Origin of the sequence: Streptomyces sp. NBC_00425, from assembly GCF_036030735.1 — a bacterium.
In the GTDB taxonomy this organism is placed as follows: domain Bacteria; phylum Actinomycetota; class Actinomycetes; order Streptomycetales; family Streptomycetaceae; genus Streptomyces.
Genome location: NZ_CP107928.1, coordinates 1,940,324 through 1,965,865 on the forward strand (window position 1 = coordinate 1,940,324; position 25,542 = coordinate 1,965,865).

Annotated in this window: 20 protein-coding genes and 1 pseudogene; 9 read left to right on the forward strand and 12 right to left on the reverse strand. The window is 71.5% G+C overall.

Annotation, left to right across the window (positions count from 1 at the left end):
- Positions 1 to 101: 101 nt before the first annotated feature.
- Positions 102 to 890: an alpha/beta fold hydrolase gene (locus OHS82_RS07920; RefSeq protein ID WP_057582437.1), complete on the reverse strand. Its 789-nt coding sequence runs from the start codon at positions 888 to 890 to the stop codon at positions 102 to 104.
- 165 nt (positions 891 to 1,055) lie between these two features.
- On the opposite strand from OHS82_RS07920, the gene OHS82_RS07925 reads away from it, so the two are divergent.
- Positions 1,056 to 1,400: a cupin domain-containing protein gene (locus OHS82_RS07925; protein WP_057582436.1), complete on the forward strand. Its 345-nt coding sequence runs from the start codon at positions 1,056 to 1,058 to the stop codon at positions 1,398 to 1,400.
- Here OHS82_RS07925 and OHS82_RS07930 read toward each other — a convergent pair.
- Positions 1,390 to 2,433 (reverse strand): LacI family DNA-binding transcriptional regulator, encoded by a 1,044-nt coding sequence (locus OHS82_RS07930; RefSeq protein ID WP_057582435.1) that lies wholly within the window; start codon positions 2,431 to 2,433, stop codon positions 1,390 to 1,392. The genes OHS82_RS07925 and OHS82_RS07930 overlap by 11 nt on opposite strands.
- Before the next feature lie 165 nt (positions 2,434 to 2,598).
- Here OHS82_RS07930 and OHS82_RS07935 point away from each other — a divergent pair, with 165 nt between their 5' ends.
- Together OHS82_RS07935 and OHS82_RS07940 are read left to right on the forward strand one after the other, a co-directional pair.
- The gene (locus tag OHS82_RS07935; protein WP_057582434.1) at positions 2,599 to 3,756 is read left to right on the forward strand and encodes a Gfo/Idh/MocA family protein; all 1,158 of its coding nucleotides are present in this window, start codon (positions 2,599 to 2,601) and stop codon (positions 3,754 to 3,756) included.
- Between the two features lie 150 nt (positions 3,757 to 3,906).
- Positions 3,907 to 4,575 carry a hypothetical protein gene (locus OHS82_RS07940; protein ID WP_057582433.1) on the forward strand — a complete coding sequence of 223 codons (669 nt, stop codon included), beginning with the start codon at positions 3,907 to 3,909 and terminating at the stop codon, positions 4,573 to 4,575.
- Positions 4,576 to 4,668: 93 nt separating this feature from the next.
- Here the strand turns inward: OHS82_RS07940 and OHS82_RS07945 are convergent, their stop codons facing one another.
- Positions 4,669 to 5,703, reverse strand: coding sequence for a LacI family DNA-binding transcriptional regulator (locus tag OHS82_RS07945; protein ID WP_057582432.1), 1,035 nt, complete (start codon positions 5,701 to 5,703; stop codon positions 4,669 to 4,671).
- Positions 5,704 to 5,820: 117 nt separating this feature from the next.
- Between OHS82_RS07945 and OHS82_RS07950 the strand changes: the two genes are divergently transcribed.
- The 3 genes from OHS82_RS07950 to OHS82_RS07960 all read left to right on the forward strand — a co-directional run bounded on the left by OHS82_RS07950 (position 5,821) and on the right by OHS82_RS07960 (position 8,888).
- Positions 5,821 to 6,990, forward strand: a complete 1,170-nt coding sequence (locus OHS82_RS07950) for a phytanoyl-CoA dioxygenase family protein (protein ID WP_057582431.1) — start codon at positions 5,821 to 5,823, stop codon at positions 6,988 to 6,990.
- A gap of 13 nt (positions 6,991 to 7,003) precedes the next feature.
- Positions 7,004 to 7,780, forward strand: coding sequence for an SDR family oxidoreductase (locus OHS82_RS07955; protein ID WP_057582430.1), 777 nt, complete (start codon positions 7,004 to 7,006; stop codon positions 7,778 to 7,780).
- A 103-nt stretch (positions 7,781 to 7,883) separates the two neighbouring features.
- A complete protein-coding gene (locus tag OHS82_RS07960) occupies positions 7,884 to 8,888 on the forward strand; it encodes a Gfo/Idh/MocA family protein (RefSeq protein WP_328433599.1) in 1,005 nt (334 codons plus the stop codon).
- Positions 8,889 to 9,086: 198 nt separating this feature from the next.
- On the opposite strand, the pseudogene OHS82_RS07965 reads toward OHS82_RS07960, so the two are convergent.
- The 4 genes and pseudogenes from OHS82_RS07965 to OHS82_RS07980 form a co-directional block, all read right to left on the reverse strand.
- A pseudogene (locus OHS82_RS07965) lies at positions 9,087 to 9,605 on the reverse strand (serine hydrolase domain-containing protein); the annotation flags it as partial.
- Between the two features lie 214 nt (positions 9,606 to 9,819).
- Positions 9,820 to 10,737 carry an ATP-binding cassette domain-containing protein gene (locus tag OHS82_RS07970; protein WP_328433600.1) on the reverse strand — a complete coding sequence of 306 codons (918 nt, stop codon included), beginning with the start codon at positions 10,735 to 10,737 and terminating at the stop codon, positions 9,820 to 9,822.
- 8 nt (positions 10,738 to 10,745) lie between these two features.
- Complete coding sequence (locus OHS82_RS07975) at positions 10,746 to 11,822, reverse strand: ABC transporter permease (protein ID WP_057583922.1); 1,077 nt, start codon at positions 11,820 to 11,822, stop codon at positions 10,746 to 10,748.
- Positions 11,822 to 12,841 carry a sugar ABC transporter substrate-binding protein gene (locus tag OHS82_RS07980; protein ID WP_057583891.1) on the reverse strand — a complete coding sequence of 340 codons (1,020 nt, stop codon included), beginning with the start codon at positions 12,839 to 12,841 and terminating at the stop codon, positions 11,822 to 11,824. Before OHS82_RS07980 ends, OHS82_RS07975 begins: the two co-directional genes overlap by 1 nt.
- Positions 12,842 to 13,248: 407 nt before the next feature.
- Between OHS82_RS07980 and OHS82_RS07985 the strand changes: the two genes are divergently transcribed.
- Entirely contained in the window at positions 13,249 to 14,034 is a 786-nt protein-coding gene (locus tag OHS82_RS07985) for a GntR family transcriptional regulator (RefSeq protein ID WP_057583889.1), read from the forward strand.
- Between the two features lie 63 nt (positions 14,035 to 14,097).
- Here the strand turns inward: OHS82_RS07985 and OHS82_RS07990 are convergent, their stop codons facing one another.
- From OHS82_RS07990 to OHS82_RS08000, 3 genes are all read right to left on the reverse strand, one after another.
- Complete coding sequence (locus OHS82_RS07990; RefSeq protein WP_057583887.1) at positions 14,098 to 14,856, reverse strand: SDR family NAD(P)-dependent oxidoreductase; 759 nt, start codon at positions 14,854 to 14,856, stop codon at positions 14,098 to 14,100.
- Between the two features lie 2 nt (positions 14,857 to 14,858).
- Positions 14,859 to 16,037: an acyl-CoA dehydrogenase family protein gene (locus tag OHS82_RS07995; RefSeq protein ID WP_057583883.1), complete on the reverse strand. Its 1,179-nt coding sequence runs from the start codon at positions 16,035 to 16,037 to the stop codon at positions 14,859 to 14,861.
- A 246-nt stretch (positions 16,038 to 16,283) separates the two neighbouring features.
- Positions 16,284 to 16,856, reverse strand: a complete 573-nt coding sequence (locus OHS82_RS08000) for a TetR/AcrR family transcriptional regulator (RefSeq protein ID WP_057583881.1) — start codon at positions 16,854 to 16,856, stop codon at positions 16,284 to 16,286.
- A gap of 280 nt (positions 16,857 to 17,136) precedes the next feature.
- Here OHS82_RS08000 and OHS82_RS08005 point away from each other — a divergent pair, with 280 nt between their 5' ends.
- Positions 17,137 to 21,636, forward strand: coding sequence for a hypothetical protein (locus OHS82_RS08005; RefSeq protein ID WP_328433601.1), 4,500 nt, complete (start codon positions 17,137 to 17,139; stop codon positions 21,634 to 21,636).
- On the forward strand, positions 21,612 to 23,276 hold the full coding sequence (locus tag OHS82_RS08010; protein WP_328433602.1) for a hypothetical protein: 1,665 nt from the start codon (positions 21,612 to 21,614) through the stop codon (positions 23,274 to 23,276). The genes OHS82_RS08005 and OHS82_RS08010 overlap by 25 nt, the downstream gene beginning before the upstream one ends.
- Here the strand turns inward: OHS82_RS08010 and OHS82_RS08015 are convergent.
- Positions 23,193 to 23,876: an NYN domain-containing protein gene (locus OHS82_RS08015; RefSeq protein ID WP_328433603.1), complete on the reverse strand. Its 684-nt coding sequence runs from the start codon at positions 23,874 to 23,876 to the stop codon at positions 23,193 to 23,195. The genes OHS82_RS08010 and OHS82_RS08015 overlap by 84 nt on opposite strands.
- A 241-nt stretch (positions 23,877 to 24,117) precedes the next feature.
- Positions 24,118 to 25,374 carry an adenylate/guanylate cyclase domain-containing protein gene (locus tag OHS82_RS08020; RefSeq protein ID WP_057583873.1) on the reverse strand — a complete coding sequence of 419 codons (1,257 nt, stop codon included), beginning with the start codon at positions 25,372 to 25,374 and terminating at the stop codon, positions 24,118 to 24,120.
- Positions 25,375 to 25,542 lie beyond the last annotated feature (168 nt).

Genomic DNA, 25,542 nt, shown 5'->3' on the forward strand with positions numbered 1-25,542 from the left:
CCGCCCGCCGCCCGCCGCCCGCCGCCCGCCGCACATCATCGGCGACCGAGACCGCGAAAGCCCCGATCCCGGTCCCCGGCCCTGGCCCCGGTCCCGGCCTCTCAGCGCACCGTCGCCGAGGCCGCCTCCGCGACCACGGCGGCGACAGCGGCCGGCTGCTCGACGAGGGCCAGGTGTCCCGCGTCCGTCACCGCGACCGTGCGGACCCGCGGGCAGGCCTCGAGGCCCCGCCGTTCGCCGTCCGTCAGTCCGATCCCGTCCCGGTCCCCGCGCACCACCCAGGCGGGCGCCCCGGACTCGCACAGCCGCGGCACCAGGGACGGATACCGGTCGAGGTACGCGTAGTAGGCCCGCACGATCCGGCGGCAGGCCGCCGGGTCGCTGCCGCCCATGGCCGCCGCCAGCGCCTCGGCGCGGTGCGGCGGCAGTTCGCGTTTCAGCGCCCGGGGCAGCAGCCGGATCATGGCGGCCCAGGCCGCGCCGCCCAGCACGGGCACCCGGCCCAGGGCGTTCAGGACGGTCAAGAAGCGGGCCTCGTCACCGCGCGAGAAGGTCGGGGACAGCAGCACCAGCGGACCGTGGAACAGCCCGAGCGCGGCCATCTCCAGCGCCACGTTCGCGCCCAGACTGTGACCGACGACGGTGTCGCAGCCGGCGTCGGCGGCGAAGTCCGCCATCAGCCGGGCGTAGTGCTCCATGGAGACGTCCGCCGGCGCCTCGGTGGGGCCGAAGCCGGGCTGGGTCACCGCGACCATCCCGAGCCCCGCCACCACGGGCTCGGCCATCACGTCCGCGTAGAACTCCGTCGTGCACAGCCCGCCCGGAATCATCAGCACCCGGTGCGGGGCGTTCGCCGCGCCCGCCCGGCGGATCTGCCACCGTTCACCCATACCCCGAGCCTGACCCCGACTCCGCGAGGCCGCACCCGCAACGCCGGACAGCGGACTCCCACCCGGCAACGCGGCACGGTCCCCGACGATCTGCCGCGCCGCCGGGGCGCACGCCACACACGGTGTCCAGCCCGCGAGAACGGCCCGCCTCGTTAGGGTCGCCGCATGACCCACAGCTTCGCTCTCCACGTTCCCGACGCCGCCCTCGAACCCGACCCGCTCGACCCCGCCCAGATCGTCTGCGGCTCCCCCGAGGTCAGCGGCACGGTGGTGTGGGAGTCCGACGACGGCCGGCAGATCCGGGGGATCTGGCAGATCACCCCGGGCGTGGTCACCGACACCGAGGCGGACGAGCTGTTCGTCGTGATCAGCGGTTCGGCGACCGTCGAGGTCGAGGGCGGACCGACGCTGACGGTGGGCCCCGGGGACATGGCGGTGCTGCGCGAGGGCGACCGCACGACGTGGACGGTCCACGAGACGTTGCGCAAGGTCTACGCGATCAACCGGTGAGCGGGGCCGGCGGCGCCGTCGTCCCCCGGATCTCCAGCAGCGGCGCGGCGAGCTGCACCCGTCCCGGTCCCCCGCCCCCCTCGAAGCGGTCCAGGAGGCAACGGGCGGCCCGGCGGCCGACCTCGTGGCCGGCGTTGTCGACGGTGGTCAGCCACAGGTGCCGCAGCCGGGAGGTGCTGGTGTTGTCGTAGCCGACCACCGAGAGGTCCCCGGGAACGGCGAGGCCCAGCTCCTCGGCGGCCGACAGCGCGCCCACACCGGCCATGTCGTTCACGGCGAACACCGCCGTCGGCCGGTCGGCACGTCCGAGCAGCCGGACGGCGGCACGGTGGCCGCCCTCCTCGGTCATGTCACTGGCCTCGACGGCGGGCCGCTCCACACCGTGCTCCCGCATCACCGCCTCGAAGCTGCGCCGCCGCAGCTCGCCGACCGCGCCGTAGCCCGCGATGTGGGCGATGCGGCGGTGGCCGAGCGCCAGCAGGTGCTCGGTGACCAGGCGCGCGCCCTGTCCGTCGTCGCCCGCGACCACGTCGACCCCCGGCGGGACGGGTTCCCGGGCGCCCGCGACGACGACCGGGATCCGCTCCGCCACCGCGCCGAGCGCCGCCGGGTCGGGCAGCGTCCCGACGATCACCAGCCCGTCCGCCCCGAGGTCCAGGAACGGGCCTGCCGGGTCCTGGCCGACGCGGCGGTTGAGACGGGCGTCGGCGAGCAGCATGTGCAGACCGTGCGCGTGCAGCAGGGAGTTGAGACCGTCGAGGAGATCCACGTACCAGGGGTTGCGCAGGTCGTGCAGGAGGACGCCGACCATGGGGGTCCCGCCGTCCGGACGTGCCGGGGGGCCGGGGAGGGTGCGCTGCTCGCTGAGGCTGCGCGCGGCCGTGTTCGGCCGGTAGCCCAGTTCGCCGGCGGCCCGCAGGACGGCCTCCCGCTTCTCAGCGCGCACCTGGCCGGTCCCGCGCAGCACGAGGGAGACCAGGGATTTGGACACGCCCGCGCGGTCGGCGACGTCACGGATGGTCGGTGGTCTCATGACATGGACCGTTCCATGTCGTCGCGCGGCTGTCAAAGGGGTCCGCGTCGCCGCCGGCTCAGGGCTTCGAAAGGCTTGACACCCACGGCGGGTCGCCCCCAGGGTGACTTGGACAGGACATGGACCGGTCCAATGAGGGCCGGCAGAAGGCTGAGAGGGGCCGTCATGGTGGACGCGCTCGGTGTCGCCGTCGTCGGGTTCGGCTGGATGGGGCGGGTGCACACCCAGGCGTACGCCCGCGTCCGGCACCACTACCCGCAGCTCGCCCTGCGTCCGGAGCTGGTGGTCGTCGCCGAGGAGGTCCCCGGCCGGGCGGAGGAGGCCGCCGCGCAGTTCGGCTTCACCGCCACCACCCGCAACTGGCGTGAGGTGGCCGCCGACCCGCGCGTCCAGGCCGTCAGCATCACCGCGCCGAACTTCCTGCACCGCGAGATCGGCGTCGCGATGGCCGAGGCCGGCAAGCACATCTGGATCGAGAAGCCGGTGGGCCTCACCCGCGAGGACGCCGTGGCCGTGGCGGACGCGGTGGCCCGGGCCGGGGTCCAGGGCGCCGTCGGCTTCAACTACCGCAACGCGCCCGCCGTGGAGACGGCCCGTGCGCTGATCGCCGCCGGCGAGCTGGGCGCCGTCACCCATGTCCGCATCCGTCTCCTCAGCGATTACGCGGCCCACCCCGACGGTGCGCTGACCTGGCGGTACGAACGCGAGCGCGGCGGCAGCGGGGTGCTCGGCGATCTGGCCTCGCACGGCGTGGACCTGGCCCGCTTCCTGCTCGGCGACATCACGTCGCTGGCGGCCGACACCGCGGTCTTCGTCCCGGAGCGGGCCCGACCGACGGGAGCGACGGCGGGCCACAGCCTCGCGGCGGGCGGCGAACTCGGCCCGGTCGAGAACGAGGACTACGTCAACTGCCTGCTGCGCTTCGCCTCCGGCGCGCGGGGCGTGCTGGAGGCCTGCCGGGTCTCGGTCGGCGCGCAGAACGACTACGGCTTCGAGGTGCACGGCACCGAGGGCGCGGTGTTCTGGGACTTCCGCAGGATGAACGAGCTGGGCGTCAGCCGCGGCACGGCGTACCAGGACCAGCCGGTCAGCACGGTGTACGTGGGCCCGGGCGACGGCGAGTTCGGCGCGTTCCAGCCGGGCGCCGCGAACGCGATGGGCTACGACGACCTCAAGGTCGTGGAGGCCCACCGCTTCCTGCGCTCGGTCGCCGAGGGCGCACCGCACGGGGCGACGCTCGCGGACGCGGTGCACAGCGCGACCGTGCTGGAGGCGATGGCGCGCTCCGCGGAGAGCCGTTCCTGGGTCGAGGTGAACCCGTAGGGGTGGGGCCAGGACCACCCCCGGTCCGGCGCCCAGGCCCCGCGACCGGGGCCGCAGGAAGCGGCAGTCTTCAGGGGCCGGCCCGAACGAGCCCCGCAGGAGCCGAGAGGCCGGCGCCGCATCCGCCACGCCGAGAACTCGGGGGACCCCATGTCCGAAGCCACCGCCCGGCGCCTGACCGGCCTCGCCGCCGTCGTCGCCGCCGTCGCCCTCATCGTCCAGGTGCCGCTGTACTTCCTCTACTCGGGCCCGCCGCCGGACGTCAACGTCCTGTCCCGGCTGCTGGTCGGGATCGTCGCGCTGGCGTGTCTCGTCGTCTTCGTGACCGCGTTGCGGGAACTGGTCCGGCGCGTCTCCCCCGACCACGAGTGGATCGGCTCGATCGCCTTCGCGACCGGACTCGTGTACGCGACGGTCACCCTGGTCTCGATGGGGCTGGAGGCCGGCGCGGTCATCGCCGTCGACCACCCGATCGACCCGACGATCGACGTCAGCGGCACCTACATCCTCTACGGGTCGATCTCCCGCCTCATGCTGGCGCTGTTCCTGACCGCGTTCGGCCAGGCCGTCGTCCGCACCGGGCTGCTGCCGCGCTGGACCGGCCGCTCCGCCCACGTCCTGGCCGGCGTCAACCTCGTGTTCGTGCCGTCGCTGTTCTTCGGCAACGACCCCGCGTTCTTCTACGCGGCGAACGGCTGGGCCACGACCGCGCTGATGGGCTTCCTCCTCAGCTACTGGCTGCTGGCGGTGGGGATCTCGACGTACCGCGGCGCGGCCCGCGTCACCCCGGCGCCCGCCGCCCCCGCACTGCGGGCCTGAGGCGCGAGAAGGCCTCCGCGGCACCCGGCCGGGCACCTGGCCGGACCCCCGGGAGGACCGGAGGAAGCGCACGCCCCCGGGCGGCGGCCCGCGTCAGCCGGCCGCCGCCCGGGGCGGCATGTTGTACGGGGTGACGACCTGGATCGCCGACGGCGGCAGAGGGCCGGCCGGCGGCAGCGCGCCGTGCGCCCGCATCACGGTGTGACAGGCCTCGCGCACATCGTGGCGCAGGTCGTGGTGGAGGACGGCGGACAGCCGGTGCTCGCGCAGCAGCCGGGTGTTGTCCTGGTCGAGGTCGTGGGCGACGAACACCTCGCACGTCCGTCCGAGGTCGGCGAAGGCGCGCAGGGCGGCGATGTTGCCGCCGCCGATCGAGTAGACCGCGCGGATCCGCGGGTCCCGTTCCAGTGCGCCGCGCACCAGGTCGTACTGGGTGACGTCCAGGCCCTGCCCGCCGACGATCTCCACGAGCGCCCGCTCCGGGTGCCGGGCCCGCATCACGCCGCGGAAGCCCATCTCGCGCTCCTCCTCGTTGCGGAAGAACCCGCTGCTCAGGCTGGTGAGGACGTTGCCGGGCCGGTCGCCCAGCCACTGGCCCACGAGATAGGCGGCGGTCGCACCGGCCGCGCGGTCGTCGATGCCGACGTAGGCGAGCCGGGCGCTGGCGGGCAGGTCCGTGACCAGCGTGACGACCGGGACGCCGGCGGCCACCAGCCGGCCGACGGCCGCGGTGACCTCGGGGACGTCCGGCGCCTTGAGGATCACCCCCTGCGAGCCCCGCCGCGCTATCCGGTCCAGGGTCGCCACCAGCTCCCCGGCCGGTCCGGTCTCGCGGAAGTGGAAGCGCGAGCGCAGCACCGCCGGGTGCAGCGACGGCAGCTCGGCCTCCAGCGCGGAGCGCACCGCGGTGGTGAACCGTTCCGGCGCCTGCATCACGATGTCGATCATGAAGGTACGGCCGACGAGCCTGACCTGGGTGCGCTGGCGGTCGAGGTCGGCGATGGCCCGGCGCACCTCCTGCGCGGTGGACTCCCGCACCCCGCCCCTGCCGTTGAGCACCCGGTCGACGGTCGCCTCGCTCAGACCGGCCTGACGTGCGATCTCGCGGAGGGGGAAAGGGTGACCCACGGAAGACTCCTCGGCTTCGGCTTGAGGGGTTTTTGACGGCTGCCTGCTGGTTGTTCGACGGGTTTGTCATGACAAGAATGGCAGGGCTGAGCCGCCGTTGTCATCGAAGGGACGCCGATGTCCTTCACCTCCGTGCAGGGTCCTGCCTGGCTGACCGAGCAGGACTGCGACCTGGACGTGTTCCGCTCGCTCGTCGAGCGCACGACCGACCTCGACGACTTCCCGCACGCCGCGGCCGTCGAGGCGAACGTCCTCGTCTACGACAGCGCCCGTCTGCGGGCGGCCGGTGACGGCGGCCGTGCGGTGCGCGCCGAGCTGGTGCGGGCGTTCTCCGACGGCCCCGGCGTGGTCGTGCTGCGCGGCGCCTTCCCCGACACGGCGGTCGTCGACCGGCTGACGGCCGTCTTCGACGCGCTCGTCGCCGCGCAGCGCGCCTCGGGGGCGACCGCAGGGGACCACTTCGCCAAGCCCGGCGCCAACGACCGCGTCTGGAACGCCCTGGAGAAGGCCGCCCTGCACGACCCGGAGGCGTTCGCCGACTACTACGCGAGCGACGTCCTGGCCCTGGTCGCCCGCGCCTGGCTCGGCCCCGGCTACCAGGTGACCTCGCAGGTCAACGTGGTCAACCCGGGCGGCGCGGCCCAGAGCCCGCACCGCGACTACCATCTCGGGTTCCTCTCCGACCGGGCGGCCGCCGCCTACCCGGCGCACGTCCACCGCCTCTCCCCGGTGCTCACGCTCCAGGGCGCGGTCGCGCACTGCGACATGCCGGTGGAATCCGGTCCCACGCTGTATCTGCCGTACTCGCAGACCTATGAGCCCGGCTATCTCGCATGGCGGCGGCCGGAGTTCCAGGCCTATTTCGCCGAGCGGCACGTGCAGCTGCCGCTGGCCAAGGGCGACGCCGCATTCTTCAACCCGGCCGTCTTCCACGCCGCCGGCGCCAACCGCACGACCGGCGTGCGCCGCACGGCCAACCTGCTCCAGGTGTCCTCGGCCTTCGGGCGCGCGATGGAGACCGTGGACCGGGAGGCGGTGGTGAACGCGGTCTTCCCCGTGCTGCTGAGCCGCAGGTCGCAAGGCGCCGGCGAGGAGTGGCTGGAGCGGGTCGTCGCCGCGAGCGCCGAAGGCTACCCCTTCCCCACCAACCTCGACGCCGACCCGCCGGTCGACGGACTGGCCCCGCCCTCGCAGGCGGACCTCGTACGGCAGGCGCTGCGCGAGGGGTGGACCCCACCGACGCTCCGGGACGCGCTGCGGGCCGGCGCCGCGCGGCGCATCAGCTGAAAGGAACCCGTACATGGGACTTCTCGACGACAAGGTCGTCCTCGTCAACGGCGGCAGCCAGGGCGTGGGCGCGGCCGTCGCGCGGGCCGCGGTCGGTGAGGGCGCCCTCGTGGCCGTCACCGGACGGCGGCGGGAGCCGGGCGAGGCGCTGGTCGCGGAACTGGCCGCCGCCGGCGGCAAGGCCGTGTTCGTCCAGGCCGACCTGGCGGACGCCGGACAGGCACGGGCGTCGGTGGCCGAGACGGTGGCGGCCTACGGACGGGTCGACTGCCTGGTGAACTCGGCGGGGCTGACCTCCCGGGGCACGCTGCTGGACACCTCCCCCGAGCTGTTCGACCAGCACATCGCGATCAATCTGCGGGCGCCGTTCTTCGCCATGCAGGCGGCGGTCGCGGACATGCTGTCCCGGGCGGCCCCCGGCACGATCGTCAACGTCATCACCTCCTCGGCGCACGGCGGACAGCCCTTCCTCGCGCCGTACGTCGCCGCCAAGGCCGGGCTCATGGGCCTCACCCGCAACGCCGCGCACGCCCACCGCTTCGACCGGATCCGGATCAACGGCCTCAACATCGGCTGGACGGCCACCGAAGGCGAGGACGCCACGCAGCGGGCCTTCCACGGCGCCGGCGACGACTGGCGTGAGCAGGCCGCCGCACGGTTGCCCATGGGCAGGCTGGGCCGGCCCGACGAGATCGCCGACTTCGTCGTCCTGCTGCTGTCGGACCGGTCGGGCGTGGTCACCGGTTCGGTGATCGACTGGGACCAGAACGTCCTCGGCGGACTCGACTAGACGTCCACCCCCGCCCCGGCAACCCTCCGCTCCTCCCCGCCCCCGTCCTTCCCTTCACCGTCTCCGTCCCCTCCCCCGAAGACCCTCAAGGAGCTGCACCCCCATGCGCATCGGAATCCTCGGCCTCGGCCGCATCGGCGCCTTCCACGCCGAGACCCTCTTCGGACTCGACGCCGTCGAGTCGCTCGTCGTGGCCGATCCGTTCGCCGAGGCCGCCAAGACCGCCGCCGAGCGGTTCGGCGCCGAGGTCGCGGACTCCCCCGAGGCCGTACTGGCCGCCGGGGTGGACGGCGTCGTGATCGCCGCGGCGACCGACGCCCACCCGGGCCTGATCCTCGCCGCCGTCGAGGCGGGCGTCCCCGTCTTCTGCGAGAAGCCCGTCGCCCGGACGATGGCCGAGGGCGTCGAGGTGCTCAAGGCGGTGCAGGGCAGTCCGGTGCCGATCCAGATCGGCTACAACCGCCGTTTCGACGCGGGCTTCGTGGCCGCGCGGGCCGCCGTGCAGACCGGTGAGCTGGGCACGCTGCACACGGTCCGCTCGACCACGCTGGACCCGGCGCCGCCGCCCGCCGCGTACGTGGCCGCCTCCGGCGGCATCTTCCGGGACTGTTCCGTGCACGACTTCGACATCATCCGCTGGGTCACGGGCCGCGAGGTGAGCGAGGTGTACGCGGTCGGCGGCAACCGGGGCGCCGACTACATCAAGGCGGCGGGCGACGCCGACACCACCGGCGCGATCCTCACCCTCGACGACGGCACGATCGCGGTGGTGTCCAACTCCCGCCACAACGCCCGGGGTTACGACGTGCGGATGGAGATCCACGGCTTCACCGACTCGATCGCCGTGGGTCTGGAGGACAAGCTGCCGCTGCGCTCCGTGGAGCCCGGCGCCACCTTCCCGGCCGGCACCCCGCACGACTTCTTCATGGACCGCTTCACCGCCGCGTACCGCGCCGAACTCACCGCGTTCACCGAGGTCGTGGCCGGAACCCGCCCGTCGCCCTGCACGATCGAGGACGCGCTGGAGGCGGGCTGGATCGCCGAGGCCTGCACGCTGTCCCTGCACGAGCACCGGCCGGTGACGATCGCGGAGGTACGGGGCGCCTGACACCAGGCTGAGCAGCGGGACGAGGGCGGCCGGGGCCGGGGCGGAGCACGCCCCGGCCCCGGCCGCCCTCCGCGGGCTCACCGGCCGTGGCGGATCGCGACCTGGTCCGGGGCGCAGGCGTCACGCGCCGGGTCGCGCGGGGTCGCAGGCCGCTCCTGCACCGGACCCCGCGGGTTCACCCACCGCGGTGCAACGTCCTCACCGCGCCGCCGGTTGCGCGGGGAGGTTGAAGACGTGGTCCGCTGAGACGATCCTCGTGATCGCGTCGCCGAACAGGGTGCTGGGTTCCTGGTTCTTGTGGTCGATGTCGGTGTTCAGCACGACGACCAGGGTGGCCTGCGCCGACGGCAGGTAGATGGTCAGCGACTCGTAGCCCGGCAGGAAGCCGTTGTGGCCGATCCATCCCCGCACGTCGAAGATGCCGAGGCCGTATCCCGCGCCGGGGATCGGGGTCGGCGGGGTGATCAGCCGCTGCTTCTGGGTGGTCGCGCTGACCATCCGTTCGCCGTCGGGCAGCACGCCGGTGGCCATCGCGCCGGCCGGATCCAGGATGTGCTCCTGGACGTAGTCGTCCAGGGCCTGCCCGCTCGCCTTCTCGACGACCAGGCCGAGCAGGATCAGGTTGGTGTTGCCGTAGAAGAACTTCTCACCCGGCGGGAACATCACGGGGTGCCTGAACGCGTAGTCGAGCAGCTGCGACGCCGACGGCGGGCGCCGGCAGCGCTCCCGCCGCGACGACGACGGGCGCCCCTGCGCAGACGTGGGTACGGGTGTGTCATGGGCTCGCTCCCCCGTGTGGGGGGGGTTGCGCCGCAGGCCACAGCCGCACCATCGGGCACGGGCCGCATGCGGCCCATCTCCCCCACCACACGAGCGCGGGAGCGTCGCCGCCTGTCGGCGGCGGACGCTCCCGTCCGGTCCTACGGGCGCCTCAGGACTTGCCCTCGTCCGAGGCCGCCACGGGTGCGGTGAGGTCCTTCGCCTCCGGGAGCTCGTCGACGTCGACGCCGCGCACCTGGGACAACTCGTGCTTGAGGGCCGCGAGTTCGGCGCCGCCGGCCATGTGGTTGGTGAGTTCTTCGAGGCTGACCTGGTCGCGGGAGGCGGTGAGTTCCATGGTGCCGAGACGCAGGACGCTGAAGTGGTCGCCGACCATGTAGGCGTGGTGCGGGTTGTGGGTGATGAAGATGACGCCGAGGCCGCGGTCGCGGGCGGCGGCGATGTACTTCAGGACCACGCCGGACTGCTTGACGCCGAGGGCGGCGGTGGGCTCGTCCAGGATCAGCACCCGGGCGCCGAAGTAGACGGCGCGGGCGATCGCGACGCACTGGCGCTGACCGCCGGAGAGCGTGCCGATGGGCTGCTCCATGTCGTCCAGGACGATGCCCATGTTGCGCAGTTCGCGGTCGGCGGTCTTCTTCATGGCGTCGATGTCGAGACGGCGCACGGGCCAGGGGCCCTTCGTCATCTCGGAGCCGAGGAAGAAGTTGCGCCAGACCGGCATCAGCGGGACGGTGGCGAGGTCCTGGTAGACGGTGGCGATACCGCGGTCGAGGGCCTCGCGGGGCGTGGTGAAGCGCACCGGCCGGCCGTCGACGAGGAACTCGCCCTCGGTGTGCTGGTGCAGCCCGGAGACGATCTTGATGAGGGTGGACTTGCCGGCGCCGTTGTCGCCGAGTACGCAGGTCACCCGCCCGGGGTGGACGGCGAGGCTCACACCGTGCAGGGCACGGATGTTGCCGTAGGACTTGCCCGCGCCGCGCAGTTCGACGATCGGGCCGTCCCCCGGCTCGGGGACGGTGTCCGCGATGACGGCCCCGTGGGCAGCGCTCTTGTCGGTGGATGTCATGGGGTGGGTCACCTCCGGGTCGCCGTGCGGCTGACCCACAGATTGATCAGGACGGCGCCGAGGAGCATCACGCCGAGGAAGGCCTTGAACCAGTCGGGATTCCAGCCGGCGTAGACGATGCCCTGCTGCACCATGCCGAACATGAACGCGCCGAAGACCGGGCCGATCGCCGAGCCGGCGCCGCCGGTCAGCAGACAGCCGCCGATCACGGCCGCGGAGATGTAGATCAGCTCCTGGCCCACGCCCTCACCCGACTGCACGGTGTTGAACGTGAACAGCTGATGCATCCCCACGAACCAGGCGCCGAAGCCGACCAGCATGAACAGCGAGATCTTCGTGAACGTCACCGGCACGCCGACCGCCCGCGCCGACTCCTTGTTGCCGCCCACCGCGAAGATCCAGTTGCCGTACCGGGTGCGCAGCAGCACCCAGGTCGCCAGCGCCGCGAACACCAGCCAGTACACGATGGTGATCTTCACCTGGACGTCGCCGATGTGGAACGACGACGCGAAGACCTTCCTGGCCTGGCCGAAGCCGTCCATGTCGCTGATGTCGTCGGTCGCCACGTTGGTGGTGACCAGCTTGGTCACCGCCAGGTTCACGCCCTGCAGGATCAGGAAGGTGCCCAGCGTGATCAGGAAGCTCGGCAGGCCGGTCTTCACCACCATCCAGCCGTTGAGGAACCCGATGCCCAGCGACACCGTCAGCGCCACCACGACACCGACCCACACGTTCATGGTGAGCTGGTAGCTGAGCATGCTCGCGGTGAGCGCCGAGGTGATCACCGCGACGCCGGACGACAGGTCGAACTCGCCGCCGATCATCAGCAGCGCCACCGGCAGCGCCATGATCCCGATGGTCGACGACTGGTAGAGGACGTTCGCCATCGCGCTGCCCTCGCGCACCGGCGGGGCCGTGATCAGGAAGAACACGTACACGGCGACAGCGCCCAGGAACACCCCCACCTCGGGGCGGGCCAGCAGCCGCAGCGCCAGCGGACGCCTGGCGGTCCGGCCGTCGCTCTGCTGCGGGCCGGAGACCGGCGGTGTGGTCACCGCCGGCTCGGCATGCCGGGTCCCGCTCATCACCGGGTGCCCTTCGCGGCGAACGCGGCGACCGCCTCGACGTTGGACTTGTCGACGAAGGCCGGGCCGGTCAGCACCGGCTGCTCACCGCCGCCCATGTAGTTGCCGTTGTTCTTGTAGAGCCACAGCGAGTCGATCGCCAGGTAGCCCTGGAGGTAGGGCTGCTGGTCGACGGCGAACTGGATCGTGCCCTTGCTGATGGCCCCGGTCAGGTCCTTGTTGAGGTCGAACGTGGCGATCTTGGCCTTGCTGCCCGCGTCCGCCACCGACTGCACCGACGTCAGCGCGAACGGGGCGCCGAGAGTGACCACGTAGTCGATGGCCTTGTCCTGGCTCAGCTTGGCGGTGATCGTCGACTTCACGGACGGCATGTCGGTGCCGTTGACGTTGAGGACCTCGGTGGTGCCCTTGAAGGTCTTCTTCACGCCGTCACAGCGCTGGGTGAGACCGATGTTGCCCTGCTCCTGGATGACACAGACGGCCTTCTTGGCGCCCTCGGTGTTGAGCCGGTTGCCGAGGGCCTCGCCGGCCACGGTCTCGTCCTGGCCGAAGAACTCCATCAGGCCGAGGTTCTTCCACTCGCTGACCCCGGAGTTGAGGCCGACCACGGGTATCTTCGAGGTCTTCGCCTTGGCTATGACGTCCTTGAGCGCGTCCGGCTTGGCCAGGGTGACCGCGATGCCGTCGACCTTCTGGTCGATCGCGTTCTGGATCAGGTTGGCCTGGTTGCCGGCGTTCGGGTCGGCGGAGTAGATGAGCTTGACGTTGTCCTTGGCGGCGGCCGCCTCGGCGCCCTTGCGGACGATGTCCCAGAAGGTGTCGCCGGGCGACTGGTGGGTCACCAGCGCCACCGTCATCTGCGGGGTGCTCGCCTTGCCCGCGGAAGCGCCGTCCGCGCTCTCCTCGGACTTCTTCCCGCCGGAGCTGCTGGAGCAGCCTGCGAGGGTCAGGGCCACCGCCGCGGCCATGGCCACGACCGGAGCGATGCTGCGTGAGCGGGACGGAGAAGAGCTGTCCATCTTTCCTGCACCTCACTGTGCGACGGAGAAAACGACGGGGATCGGGTGGAGGCGATCGGAGGATCCGGGGCCCGTTTCTACTCAGATTGGGGCCAGGGGGCCGGGTCCGCGACTGTTCAGGCGTCTCGGACCCGGCCTGTGCACTGCTGGGACCGGATTCAATTCCTTGGCGAGCCCACTGTCAATACTTTGTTATGACATCATTTCACGAGCAGGTCCGAATGTAAGAACAAAGTCTTGACAGCGTGCGCTCCCGGGACCTACACCTGGGGAGAGCCAGGTCCCGATCGCCGTGAGGAGCCTCCCATACGGCGCGACCAGCCGGGCAACCGGACCTGATCTTGACGGAGGCGCACAGGTTCCCCGGTGACGACCGCGCCGTACCGACGACCCGAAGGGGTGCCCCGATGGCGAAGACCGGCGCCGGGACCCGTGCCGCGCAGGGCTCGGCGCTCCACGCGCTGCACTTCGCACTGGACCGCACCAGCCCGGTGCCGCTCTACTACCAGCTCGCCCAGCAGCTGGAGAAGGCGATCGAACAGGGGGCGCTCGCCCCGGGCGATCTGCTGGGCAACGAGATCGACCTGTCGACCCGGCTCGGGCTGTCCCGCCCCACGGTCCGCCAGGCCATCCAGTCGCTCGTCGACAAGGGGCTGCTGGTGCGCCGGCGCGGCGTCGGCACCCAGGTGGTGCACAGCCAGGTGAAACGACCCCTCGAGCTCAGCAGCCTGTACGACGACCTGGAGGCGGCGGGCCAGGGACCGACGACACGCGTCGTGCGCAACGAGCGGGTGCCGGCGACCGCGGACGTCGCCGCCGCGCTGGCCGTCGCGGAGGGCAGCGAGGTCACACTGCTGGAGCGGCTGCGCGCCACGCACGGACAGCCGGTGGCGTTCCTGTGCAACTACCTGCCTCCGGCGCTGCCGGACTTCGCCACCGAGCGCCTGGAGTCGACGGGCCTGTACCGGCTGCTGCGCACCGCGGGGGTCACCCTGCACAGTGCCCGCCAGACGGTGGGCGCCCGCGCCGCCACCGCCGGGGAGGCCGCCCTCCTCGCCGAAGCGGAGGGGGCGGCCCTGCTGACCATGCGGCGCACGGCGTACGACGACACCGGCCGGGCGGTCGAGTACGGGACGCACATCTACCGCGCGTCCCGGTACGCGTTCGACTTCCAGCTGCTGGTCAGGCCGTGAGGCCCGCAGTCCCGGCACACCGAGGGCCCGGCCGGCCCGGTGGACGCGGTGGGCCCGGGGGGCTCAGCGGGGCGCCATCCGCAGGGCGCCGTCCATCCTGATGGTCTCGCCGTTGAGGTAGTCGTGGTCGACGATCGTGAGCGCCAGCCGGGCGTACTCCTCGGGGCGGGCCAGCCGGCGCGGGAACGGCACGCCGGCCGCGAGCGAGGCGCGGAACTCCTCCGACACGGTCGCCAGCATCGGCGTCTCCACGATGCCCGGGGCGATGGTGCACACCCGGATGCCGTACTGGGCCAGGTCGCGGGCGGCCGGCAGGGTCAGCCCGACGACCCCGCCCTTGGAGGACGCGTACGCGGCCTGGCCGATCTGACCGTCGTACGCGGCGATCGAGGCGGTGTTGACGATCACGCCCCGCTGACCGTCTTCGTCGGCCTCCGTCTCGGCGATGGCCTCCGAGGCGAGCGCGAGCACGTTGAACGTGCCGATCAGGTTGATCTGGATCACCTTGGCGTACAGGCCGAGGTCATGGACGCCCTTCTTGCCGAGGATGCGCGCCGACGGGCCGATGCCGGCGCAGTTGACGACCGTGCGCAGCGGCACGCCGGAGCCGGCCGCGGTCGCGACGGCGGCCCGGACCTGCTCGGGGTCGGTGACGTCGGCGGGCACATAGGTGACGCCGTCGACCTCGGGCGCCTGGTCGACGCCGTCCTTGAGGTCGAGGGCGAAGACCCGCGCGCCGCGCCCGGCGAGGGCCTGCGCGGTGGCCGCGCCGAGGCCGGACGCACCGCCGGTGACGAGGGCGGCGGTGTTCTCGAGCTGCATCATCACTCCTTGCCGAGGACGGTGAGCACACCGCCCTCGTCGCGGTCCAGCGCACGGGAGATGATCATGCGCTGGATCTGGTTGGTTCCTTCGAAGATCTGCATGACCTTGGCCTCGCGCATGAAGCGCTCCACCGGGAAGTCACGGGTGTATCCGTACCCCCCGAGGACCTGCACGGCATCCGTGGTCACCTTCATGGCATTGTCCGTGGCCACGAGTTTGGCGATGGACGCCTCCCGTGTGAAGGGCAGGCCGAGGTCCTTCAGCCGGGCGGCGGCCAGCGCGGTGGCCCGCGCCGACTCGATGGCCGCGCCCATGTCGGCGAGCACGAACGCCAGGCCCTGGTGCTCGATGATCGGCTTGCCGAAGGTCTCCCGTTCGCGGGCATAGCGCACCGCGTGGTCGAGGGCGCCCTGGGCGAGACCGGTGGCCACGGCGGCGATGCCCAGGCGGCCGCAGTCAAGGGAGGCGAGCGCGATCTTCAGCCCCTGCCCCTCCTCCCCGATCCGGCGTTCGACGGGCACCCGGACGTCCTCGAACCGCATGGTCGCGGTCGCCGAGCCGGTCAGGCCCATCTTGCGTTCCGGCGGGTCGGCGCTGAGCCCGGGGGCGTCGGCCGGGACGAGGAAGCAGGAGATGCCGTGCGTGCGGTCGTCGGAGGTGCGGGCCATGACCGTGTAGAAGTCGGCGTAACCGCCGTGTGTGGTCCAGGCCTTGGTGCCGTTCAGCACATAGGCGTCGCCGTCGCGGACCGCGCGGGTGAGCATGGCCGCCGGGTCGGATCCGGCGTGCGGCTCGGACAGGCAGTACGCGCCGAGCAGCTCACCGGCCAGCATGTCCGGCAGCCACCTGCGCCGCTGCTCCGCGGTGCCGAAACGGGACAGGGGGAAGCACGACAGGGCGTGCACGGAGATCCCCACGGCGACGCTCGACCAGACCGCGGCGACCTCCTCGAGGACCTGGAGGTAGACGCCGTACGGCTGGTCCGCCCCGCCGTCCTCCTCGGCGAAGGGCAGCCCGAGCAGGCCGCTGCGGCCGAGGGTGCGGAAGACGTCCCGGGGGAACGCCCCGTCCGCCTCCGCGTCGGCGACCCGTGGTGCGAGTTCCTTGGCGGCGAGGGTGCGGGTGAGCTGGATGAGCTCGACGGCTTCCTCGGTCGGCAGGGCGCGGGTGGCAGGCATGGTGACCTCCACGGAGGAGTGCGGAAAGTACGGAAAGTGCGGAGTACTGCGAATGATACTGGCGTGCGTACGAACGTATCATTCACAGTACGGCATGGAGGCGTGCCACAGCCAGGCCGAAGACCCGCTCGAGTGATGTCGCAGGCCGCATCGGAGAGCGGGCGGAGGGGCCGGACGGGGGCCGGGCGGAACGACCGGACGGGAGGTCCGGGCTGAGCGGCCGGACGGAGGATCCGGGCGCGCAGGTCAGGAGGAGACGGCGTGCACGATCAGCGAGGCGAGCTGTTCGTAGGCCTCCGCGTCGGTCAGTCCGGTGCGCGCCTGCAGCTCACCCTGCTGGATCTGCCGCATGGTGGCGGCGGCGACCTCTCCGACGAACGCGGTGTGCACCTCGCGGAAGGCGCCGTCCGAGACACCCTCCGCGATCAGCCGGCGCACCCGCTCGGCGGCCATCCGCGTGTTGGCCTCGTACACCTCGCGGGCGGGCGGGAAATCCGCGACGTCGTCGAGGAAGCGGCGGGAGAGCGGGCGCAGCTGCTCGGCCACGGCGGTCAGGTAGGCCCGTACGCGGTCCGAGGGGTCGGCGGTCAGCGCCACCCGCTTCTCGACGGCCTCGGTCGCCCCGCGAAAGTAGTGCTTGACCGCCTCGACGACCAGCCCCTGCTTGCTGCGGGCGAGCTGGTACAGCGTGGTCTTGGAGCAGCGCAGCCGCTCGGCGAGGTCGTCCAGCGTGAGATGGGCGAAGCCCTCCGCCGTCACCAGGGCGACGAGTCGTTCCAGCAGGTCGGCCTGCCTGGCGGTGCGGCGGGAGGACGGCATGATCCCCAGCGTAGCCTCCCTGGTCACTCCCGGGTCAGGGTACGGCCGCCGGGCCTCCTCGCGGGTCGCCGAACCGCACGGCGTCGCCCCCGCGCCGCCGGAAACGGACACAAGCGGTATCGAAACAGTCGGATACGGCCTCCACATCACGACGTCGTGGTCAGTGGAGCAAGAGCCTGACGACCCCTCACCCGAATGCCGAGGGCGGGGGTACAGTCGGAATGTGCGCCTTGGGCCGATCAAATCGCGCGTGTCGCCCGGGAGTAGCGTCCGGGTGCGCATGCATGCGGGGGAATGCTTTGAAGGAACGCTCGCCGAGATCGACGAGGACTGCCTCGTCATCCGCACCGCGGACGCGGAGATCATCCTGGAGGCGGAAGCCATCCAGCTGGTCGAACGCCGCTCGCTCGGGCCCGCCTCGACCGGCGGGCATCCAGCCGGTTCATCCTCGGGGGCGGTTCAGCAGCCCGAACCCCAGGCGCCGCCTCCTCCCCCGGTCGAGGTGGTGCTCCCGCCCGCCGCTCTGCTCGCCCTGGAGGCGCTGGAGGAACGGGTCCGCGGCCTCCCGCTGCACATCGCCGAACCTGACTTCGCCGTCTACACCGACGATCTGGACCGCGAGACCCGCGACCAGCTGGACCGCGATCTGCTGAGCATCCGGAACAGCTACAACTACGCCCTGAAGGTCAGGGACACGGCCAAGATCCTCCAGTGCGCCGGCCGCCTCCGCAGGGTCGCGGACAGCTTCAACGCCGCCGACTGCCTGCAGATCGCGGGACGGATGGTCTGGCTGCTCGGCGAACGGGACAGGGCACTCGAACTGTTCGCGGACGCCGCCGACGCCCTGAACGACAGCTCCTCCTGCTTCGATCTGGCGGTGGCCCAGCGGCACGCCGGTGAACTCGCCTACGCCACCACCTTGCGGAACTGCATCGACCAGGACGCCCCCGCGGACGACCCGGCCCTGGCGGCGCTCGTCGCCGCCGTGCTCGTCGACGGCGTCGGCGCCGCCGAACTCGCCGGTCTCGTCCTCGACGCCGCGGGCTGGGAGCCCGGCCCGGCCCGGCTGAGCGTCCTGCACGGCGGCCTGCTGTGCGCTCCACGGGACGGACTGACCGGATTCCCGGTCGACGACTGGAACGCACCCGGTGCGCCCGCAGACGCGTTCGCCGTGGTCGCCGCGAAGCTGCACCCGCAGCCCGCTCCCGCAGCCCCGGTGCGGACCACGAGGCCGGCGCCGATCCCCCCGCCCTCGCGTCCGGGCCCGCACACCGTGGCCACCGGCCCACCGCGCCCTGTCCCTGCGCCGGCCGTCCGCGCACCACACGTTCCGCCGCCGGCGGCGCGCGCGCCGGAGGTGTCCCGGGTCGCGCCGTCGGCCACGCCCGCGGCCGCACCGGCGTCCCGGGTTCCGCCCGCGGCGCCGGCGCCGGACCCGCAGGTCCGGGCGCCGGGGCTCGACGACACGCAGGTGCGTGCCCTGTCGGACAAGGTCCGCACCTGCGCCGACCGCGGGGACCTGATCTCGGCCCGCCAGGCGCTCACCACGCTGAAGTCCCTCGCACCCCTTCACTCCCTGACCTGGGGTGCGGAGAAATACCTCTCCCAGGCCGTCGGCGCCCCCGGCCCCTCCGCCGCCCCGACCGCCGCCCCGCACAACCAGCCGACGCACAACGGCGCCTCGCAGGACAAGGGCCCCTTCGCCCGCGCCGAGGCCGCACAGCGCCGCAAGGACTACCCGGCCGCGAAGCGGCATTTCCAGCAGGCCATCGAGCAGGGAGACCACCGTGCCCGCGCGGTGCGCAGGCTCGTGAACCTCCTGTCGACCCGACTGCAGAGCCGCGACGAGGCCCTGGCCCTGCTCCAGGAGCACAAGCACCTGTTCGTGACGGACGCCGAACTCTGGAACTGGTCCCAGCAGCGCAGCACCATCCTGGAACACGCGGGACGGTGGGAGGAGGCACTCGCCGAGTTGCGCGTCATGCTCGGCCGGGGACCCGCCGCCGGCGACGAGCGGGTGCGACTGGTGGGCCGGATCGCCATGGCGCTGCTCAAGACGTTCCAGCCGCAGGAGGCGAGGAAGCTGCTGGAGGCCGAACTCCAGCGCGATCCCCAGCAGTTGCCGCTGCGTGCCGCCCTGGACCAGCTCATCCAGGCCATGGAGACGAACGTCTACTCCAAGGTCGATGCCGTCGTGCAGCTCCAGTACGCGGCCACGTCCCACCTCAGTCCGCTGCTGACCTTCCATCTCGACCGCTGCGAGTACCGGGGCGTGCGCGCGGAGAAGGTGGCCAAGCGGACGTTCACGGAAGACGACATCAAACGCCTGGACGACCTGGTCTCGGGGCGGGCCAAAGGACGGCTCAACAGCAACTTCCCCCGCGAGCGCGCCGACTACAACCTCTCGGCCGCCCGGATCATGCGTGACCTCGGGAGCACGGACGACCGGTTCCGCAGCAGGCTGCGCTATTTCGCGGCCGCGATGGGGGACGCGTGCGCCATCGAGGCGAAGGGCAACCCGGACGTCATCCGGACCTACTACCTCGAGTCGGTGAGCGTCAAGAGCGACTGGGACGACCTGGTGGACGTCAAACTCCGGCAGTTGGTGATGTCGTTCACCCACAGCGGCGTGCAACTGCTCGACGCGCGTCGGCTGCCGTCCCTGGAGAAGGCGCTGGCCCTGGTGATGGCCGAGAAGCACCTGACCCGGGTGGTCCTGGTGACGCTGCTCTCGCTCCCGACGGTCGGCGAGACGGTCACCCGTCTGATCAGGCGGGTCTGGGCGGACCGCACCACACGCGAGATCTTCCAGAAGGCGCTGACGGACCACCTCGACGACGACGTCACGGTGACCGACGAGTCGAGCTTCACGCAGGCGTGGCTCGCCGCGGCGAAGGAGGACGTCCACCGCCGGAACGTCTACCACCAGATAAGCGTGCTGGCCGAGACGGTACCGGCCCTGACGGCGCTGGACCGGCACACCACGGAGCTGGACCGGATCGCCGAGGAGGTCATAGGTCTGGCCTCGGCGACGGACCGCGCCAGGATCGAGCACTGCCGTTCGGTCGTCACGGAACTGCGCCAGTACGTCCGGCAGAGCGTGTACGTCGAACGCGAGCGGCTCTTCGGCGGCACGAGCAGGACCATCCGTGCCCATGTCGAGGAGTACGAGAGCGCCCCGACAGCGCTGTCGCTGCAGATCCTGCACCCCTATCTGTGCGCGCTCGACACGGAGCTCCGCAAGCACTTCGAGGCGTACCAGAAGAGCGTGGAGCCGGAGAACCTGAAGGTGGAACTGGTCGTCGACCGGTATCTGCCCAGCGGCGGCCGGGTGGACGTCCAGCTGGAGGTGTCGAACGAGCCGGGAGCGAGCCCGGTCAGCAACGTCGTGCTGACCGTCCTGCCCAGTGACGACTACACGGCCACCGAGGCCACGATCGCGGTGGCGGAGTCCATCGGGGCCGGTGAGTCCAAGACCTGCCAGATCTCCCTGGTCGCCGGCAAGCCCACCATCGAGCAGGAACTGATCACCCTGGTCAGCAGGATCGGGTTCACGCTGCGCTCGCAGCGCCGGGTCGAGGCCGAGGTGGAACCGAAGTCGATCCGGCTGCACACCGACACCAAGTGGACCGAGATCCCCAACCCGTACAGCGCCGGTCTGCCGGTGGAGAACCCGGACATGTTCATGGGCCGCGACCCGCTGATCGCCAACCTGGCGGAGACGGTGACGGGCCCCCACCGGGGCAGCGTGATCGTCTACGGCCAGAAACGCGCCGGGAAGTCGTCGGTGCTCTTCCACCTCCGGGAGAAGCTGACGCTGCCGAGTCTCCCGGTGAGTTTCAGCATCCAGGATCTGGCGGGCGGCATCTCCCTGGCCGACTTCCTCTACCGCATCGGCGACGACTTCCACTGGTCGATCAGCAATCTGGTCATGGACGAGGGCTGGGAGACCGATCCGCTCCCCGAGCCCAGCCTGGAACAGATCAGGCTCGCGCCCCAGCAGAAGTTCATCGAGTACATGCGTCGGCTGGTCGCGTGGCTGAAGGCGACACCGCCCCTCGCGGACAGCCATCTGGTGCTGCTGATCGACGAGTTCAGCATGGTGCACAAGGAGATCCGCAGCCGGAACCTGCCCGAGAGCTTCATGAAGGGCTGGAAGGCCATGCTCGAGAGAGGGTTCTTCCGCTGCGTCCTGGTGGGCAACGATCTGATGCCGCGATTCATCCAGGAGTTCCCGAACGAGTTCCAGGTGGCCACGGAGGCCCGGGTGTCGTATCTGGAACGCTCCTACGCGTGCAAGCTCATCGAGGATCCGATCCGGCTTCCCGACGGAGCCAGCCGGTACCGGGGCAACGCCGTGGACCGCATCCTCGAACTCACCGGCCGGAGCCCCTACTACATCCAGTTGTTCTGTCACGAGCTCGTGCTCTACATGAACAGCGACGACGTGCGGGGGCCGGCCATCGGACCGGCGGACGTCGAGGTGGTCGCGGACCGGCTCATCGTGGCCCTGGGCGAGAACGAGTTCGACAACCTGCTCACCCCGGGCGACAGCGAGGTCACCGACATCAGCGGCGAACTCGTGATGGACGTCCTCCGGGCGACCCGGAGGGAGGTCGGACGGGCGATGTACCACGTGGGTGACCCGGGCGCCCATCCGGAGGCCGAGCGGGTCATCCAGGACCTGGAGCGCCGGGAAGTGCTCCAGCGTCTCTCCGGCAACCGTTACCGCATCAGCGTCGGACTCTTCAGCCAGTGGCTGCAGCACCGATGGGCGTGAACGCGGCGGAGCCCGACGGCCCTCGGGACCTGATCAGCAACCCCTACGCAGGGTACGGATCCCCCGTCGCGGGACCGGAGTTCGTCGGCCGCACCACGGCGTTCAGCTCGATCCGCAACCGGACGTTCACCTCACTGGAGACGGCCTCGGTGTCGATCGTCGGACCGCCTCGGGTCGGCAAGTCGAGCCTCGCCCGGCACGTCCACGACCAGCTCGCCACGGGCAGCAGTGTCCGGGGCCTGACCTTCGTGCCGGTGTGGATCACGGTCAGCGGCTGCGACTCCGAGCAGTCGCTCTTCCGTGAACTCGCCTATGCCGTGCAGACCTGGATGTCGGACCGCGGCCTGCACGCCGACCGGCTGGACCCCTTGTACGAGTCCCTGTCCCGGGCCGTGTCCTGGGACGACATGCGTATGCGGATGCGCACCTACATGCGTCAGCTGCGGTGGCTCCGGTACCAGGTCGTGGCCGTGCTGGACGAGTTCGACGCCGCCCGGAACGTCTTCCGGCGCGCCGCTCCCTACGAATTCCTCCGCGCCCTCGCCTACGAGCCGGATGTGCGGGTCGCCCTCATCACCACCTCCCGGCGGGACCTGGCGGAGATCGTGGTGCGGTCGACGCCGGAGTTGTCCACCTTCCCGCAGATCTTCGGGCTCCCGGTGACCCTCGGATGCTTCGACGTCCGGGAACTCACGGCGCTGCTCGCGAGATCGCCGCACATCGACGCCGATCTGGGACAGCCGCTGCTGGCCTGGCTGGGCCGGGAGGTCGGAGGTCAGCCGTTCCTGGCATCCGCGCTGCTGTCCGTGCTGCACGACCGGTGGGCGGTCCACGGGACCCCGTCGCCCGCCGAACTGCCGCACCACCTCGGCGAGGCCGTCGCGACGTGCAGCCATCTGACGGTCCGCCACCACGAGCAGATGCTGGAACTGCTGCGCGACGAGAACCGGCTCACCACCCTCCTGGAAATCCTCTTCGGACCTCAGGTCACCGCACAGCCGCAGGACGCCGAGCGGCTGGCCAGGGAGGGGATCATCCGTCCGACGGCCGACGGCTGGGAGGGGTTCTCGGAGAGCTTCCAGGAGTATCTCGGGCTGCTGGAACGCAAGTCGGACGACTGGTCGTTGTGGCAGGCGACGGAGACCGGCCTGCGGGCCGGTCTGACCACCGCGCTGCAGGCCGCGTACGGCGACCTGTGGCTCGTCAAGCTCAGGGAGTGCCAGAAGCGGCTGATCGAGAGTTGTGAGAACCGGCAGGAGCGGGTGCGCCGGGGTTTCGGCGAGCTCGCTCCGGACGAGAGCCCGCTCGACTACGCCTACCCGCAGGACCTGCTGGCCGTCATCATGATGCACTGGGAGCAACTGCGGCCCGTCCTCGGCCACTCGAAGAACGACTGGCAGGAAAGGCTGGAGCTGATCGCGCGGGTGCGCACGCCGATGGCGCACAACCGGCGCTCCGGCACCTCTCCGCTGCTCATGACGCAGTTCCGCGAGTACTGCGGGGACGTGCTGCGCTGGCTGGCTCGGCCGACGGAGCAGGAGCCGTCCTGCGAACCCTCAGGGAGCCTGCGCGCGCCAGTCGGTGACGTGGATGCGGGGCCGGTCGATCAGAGCGCCGTAGACGCCGGAATCCAGCCGTAGCTCGCGGGTGCCGGGAACGGCCCGGTGCTCGTGGTCCGGTCGGGCACAGGTCGGGAACGCCGAGTACAGGGCGTAGCGCCGGCCCTGCGACCGGTGGACCTCCTTGACCTCCTGCACCATCGGGCCGAAGTCGGAGTCCTGGGACAGGACGATCAGCGTGGAGTACTCCTGCTGCCAGGCGCCGCGCAGGGCGAGGGAGGCGAGCCTGATGTCGGCGCCCTTCTCCTTGCGGCGTCCCGCGGGGGTGTTCGACGCCCCGCAGTTCCCGCACGTCACGTTGCGGTCCAACGACGTCCTGCACCGTGTGCAGGCCGGCTGGTGGTAGCTGAAACGGGCCGGTTCGTGGTGCACGCCGTAGTTGCGGAGCTTGCGCAGCCGCTTGCGCCAGGCGTGGAACTCCGGCGCCTCCTCCGGGCGGTTGCGGTCCGGGAGGGCCATGACGACGGCGGCTGAGCTGACGGCGTCCGCGCCCGTCTCGGCGGCCACGTGCAGGGCGAGCCGGTCGAGCGGGAACTCGGCGGCGGATCGGTATCCGAAGCACCGTAAGGCGGCGATGTAGTGATTCCATCCGTCGACCAGAACCAGGCAACCCGATCCCACTCTCCGCCCCCCTCGCGAAAGAACGTGACCCCTGCGTGGCCCCGACGACGACATGGCACGGAAAAACCCCGCTGGGGGCCACAGGTCTGTTTCCAGAAGCGACGCTAGCAGCGGGGGCACTACACAGTGTAGTGAACCGGTCAGAATGGTTCAAGCGGTTGAGCCCTGGGGCCCCGAGGGGGGGCGGGTTCCGGTGTCCGCGGAACCCGCCCCCTGGTCGCCCTCGCCCTCCGGTGGGGCGTCAGGCCGCGTCCTCCTCCGCCGGTTCCTCGATCTCCTCGGCCAGCCCGCCCTTCTCGTTGGCCGCGACCTTGAAGCTCAGCAGCGTCCCCGGCGTGAACCGCTGGACCGCCGAGCGGGACGTGAAGACGTGGTGGCCGTTGCCCAGCCGGTCCTGGACGCGCAGCCAGCCGTGGGCCTTGCCCTCGGGCAGCTTCAGGGTGCCCTCGGCGTAGTCGTCGACGAGGAGGATGCCCACGGCGTGGCGGTTGCGCTCACCGTCGACCCGTCCCGTCGCCACGAACACGATCCGGCTGCCGACCCGCAGGGACTCCCCGGCGTCCTCCGGGTAGACCAGGTGGCCGGCACGGAAGTAGAAGTCCTCGCCGGACCGGGAGTCGCGGACGAACCCGAAGTTGGCGTCCGGCTTCCAGCAGGTCACCTCCCCGGAGTGCCGCTCCTCCAGGGCTCCTTGGCGCTTGTCCTGGACCCCCGGACGCTTGTCCTGGGTCCCCGGACGCCTGTCCTGGGAGGGCGGCCGCTTGTTCGCCGAGCGCTCGACGGGGAGACGGGTGGTCCCGGGCGGCGAGGACGGGGCCTGCCGCATGCGGTCGGTGTTGCGGGTCACCGCCTCCGACTTGAGCCCGTACAGCTGCTGGTCCCAGAGGATCTCGTAGTACTCCACCGGCTGGTCGAAACCCTTCAACGGGGCCCGCTGCACGTCTCCCTGGTACTGCTCGGGGGCACGGCCGAGGGCGATGCCGAGACGGCTGGCGATCTTCATGACGTTGGCCGCGGACGCCGTGGCCCGGTCGACGAAGATGGCCTTCGGGGAGGCCGCGTCGCACAGGCGCTTCGCCTTGTCGACGACCGTGCCGACGTAGTCGTGGCCGCCCGTCGGCGTGGTGAAGGCGACGACGGACCCCGTGCCGACGCCGATGCTGCAGGTGAAGTCGATGACGCCCCTGGCCCCCGTGCGGCCCTGGTTCGCGTCGTGGACCGCCTCCTGCACGGACACGGCGACGTTGACGGCGTCGGTCGCCCGGTCGCTGTCGAACGTGATCATGATGCCGTCCCCCAGGTACTTGATCTCCGCCTCGGGGTCCGCCTGCACGGCGAGGGCGGTGACCGTGTCGTACAGCCAGCCGAGGGCGGGCAGCCAACTCGCCTCCGGCTGCTGCTCCTTCATGGCGGTCGAGCCCACCTGGTCGATGAACAAGACGGTGCGCGCTTCCCGGGACTGCGGCTCGGCGAACGCCTCACGGAGCTGAGTGGCCATGTCTGTCACCCTTCGGTGCGATGTGGTGTGCTGCGGACGGGAACGGGGCCCGATCGGCCTCCGACACCTCCTAACGGACACGAGGCCGAGCACCGCGTGCGCGGAGCCGCCGCGGACCGCTGTCGAGCACCGCCCGGCCGCTGTCCCCCGCCGTTGACACGGTGGTGA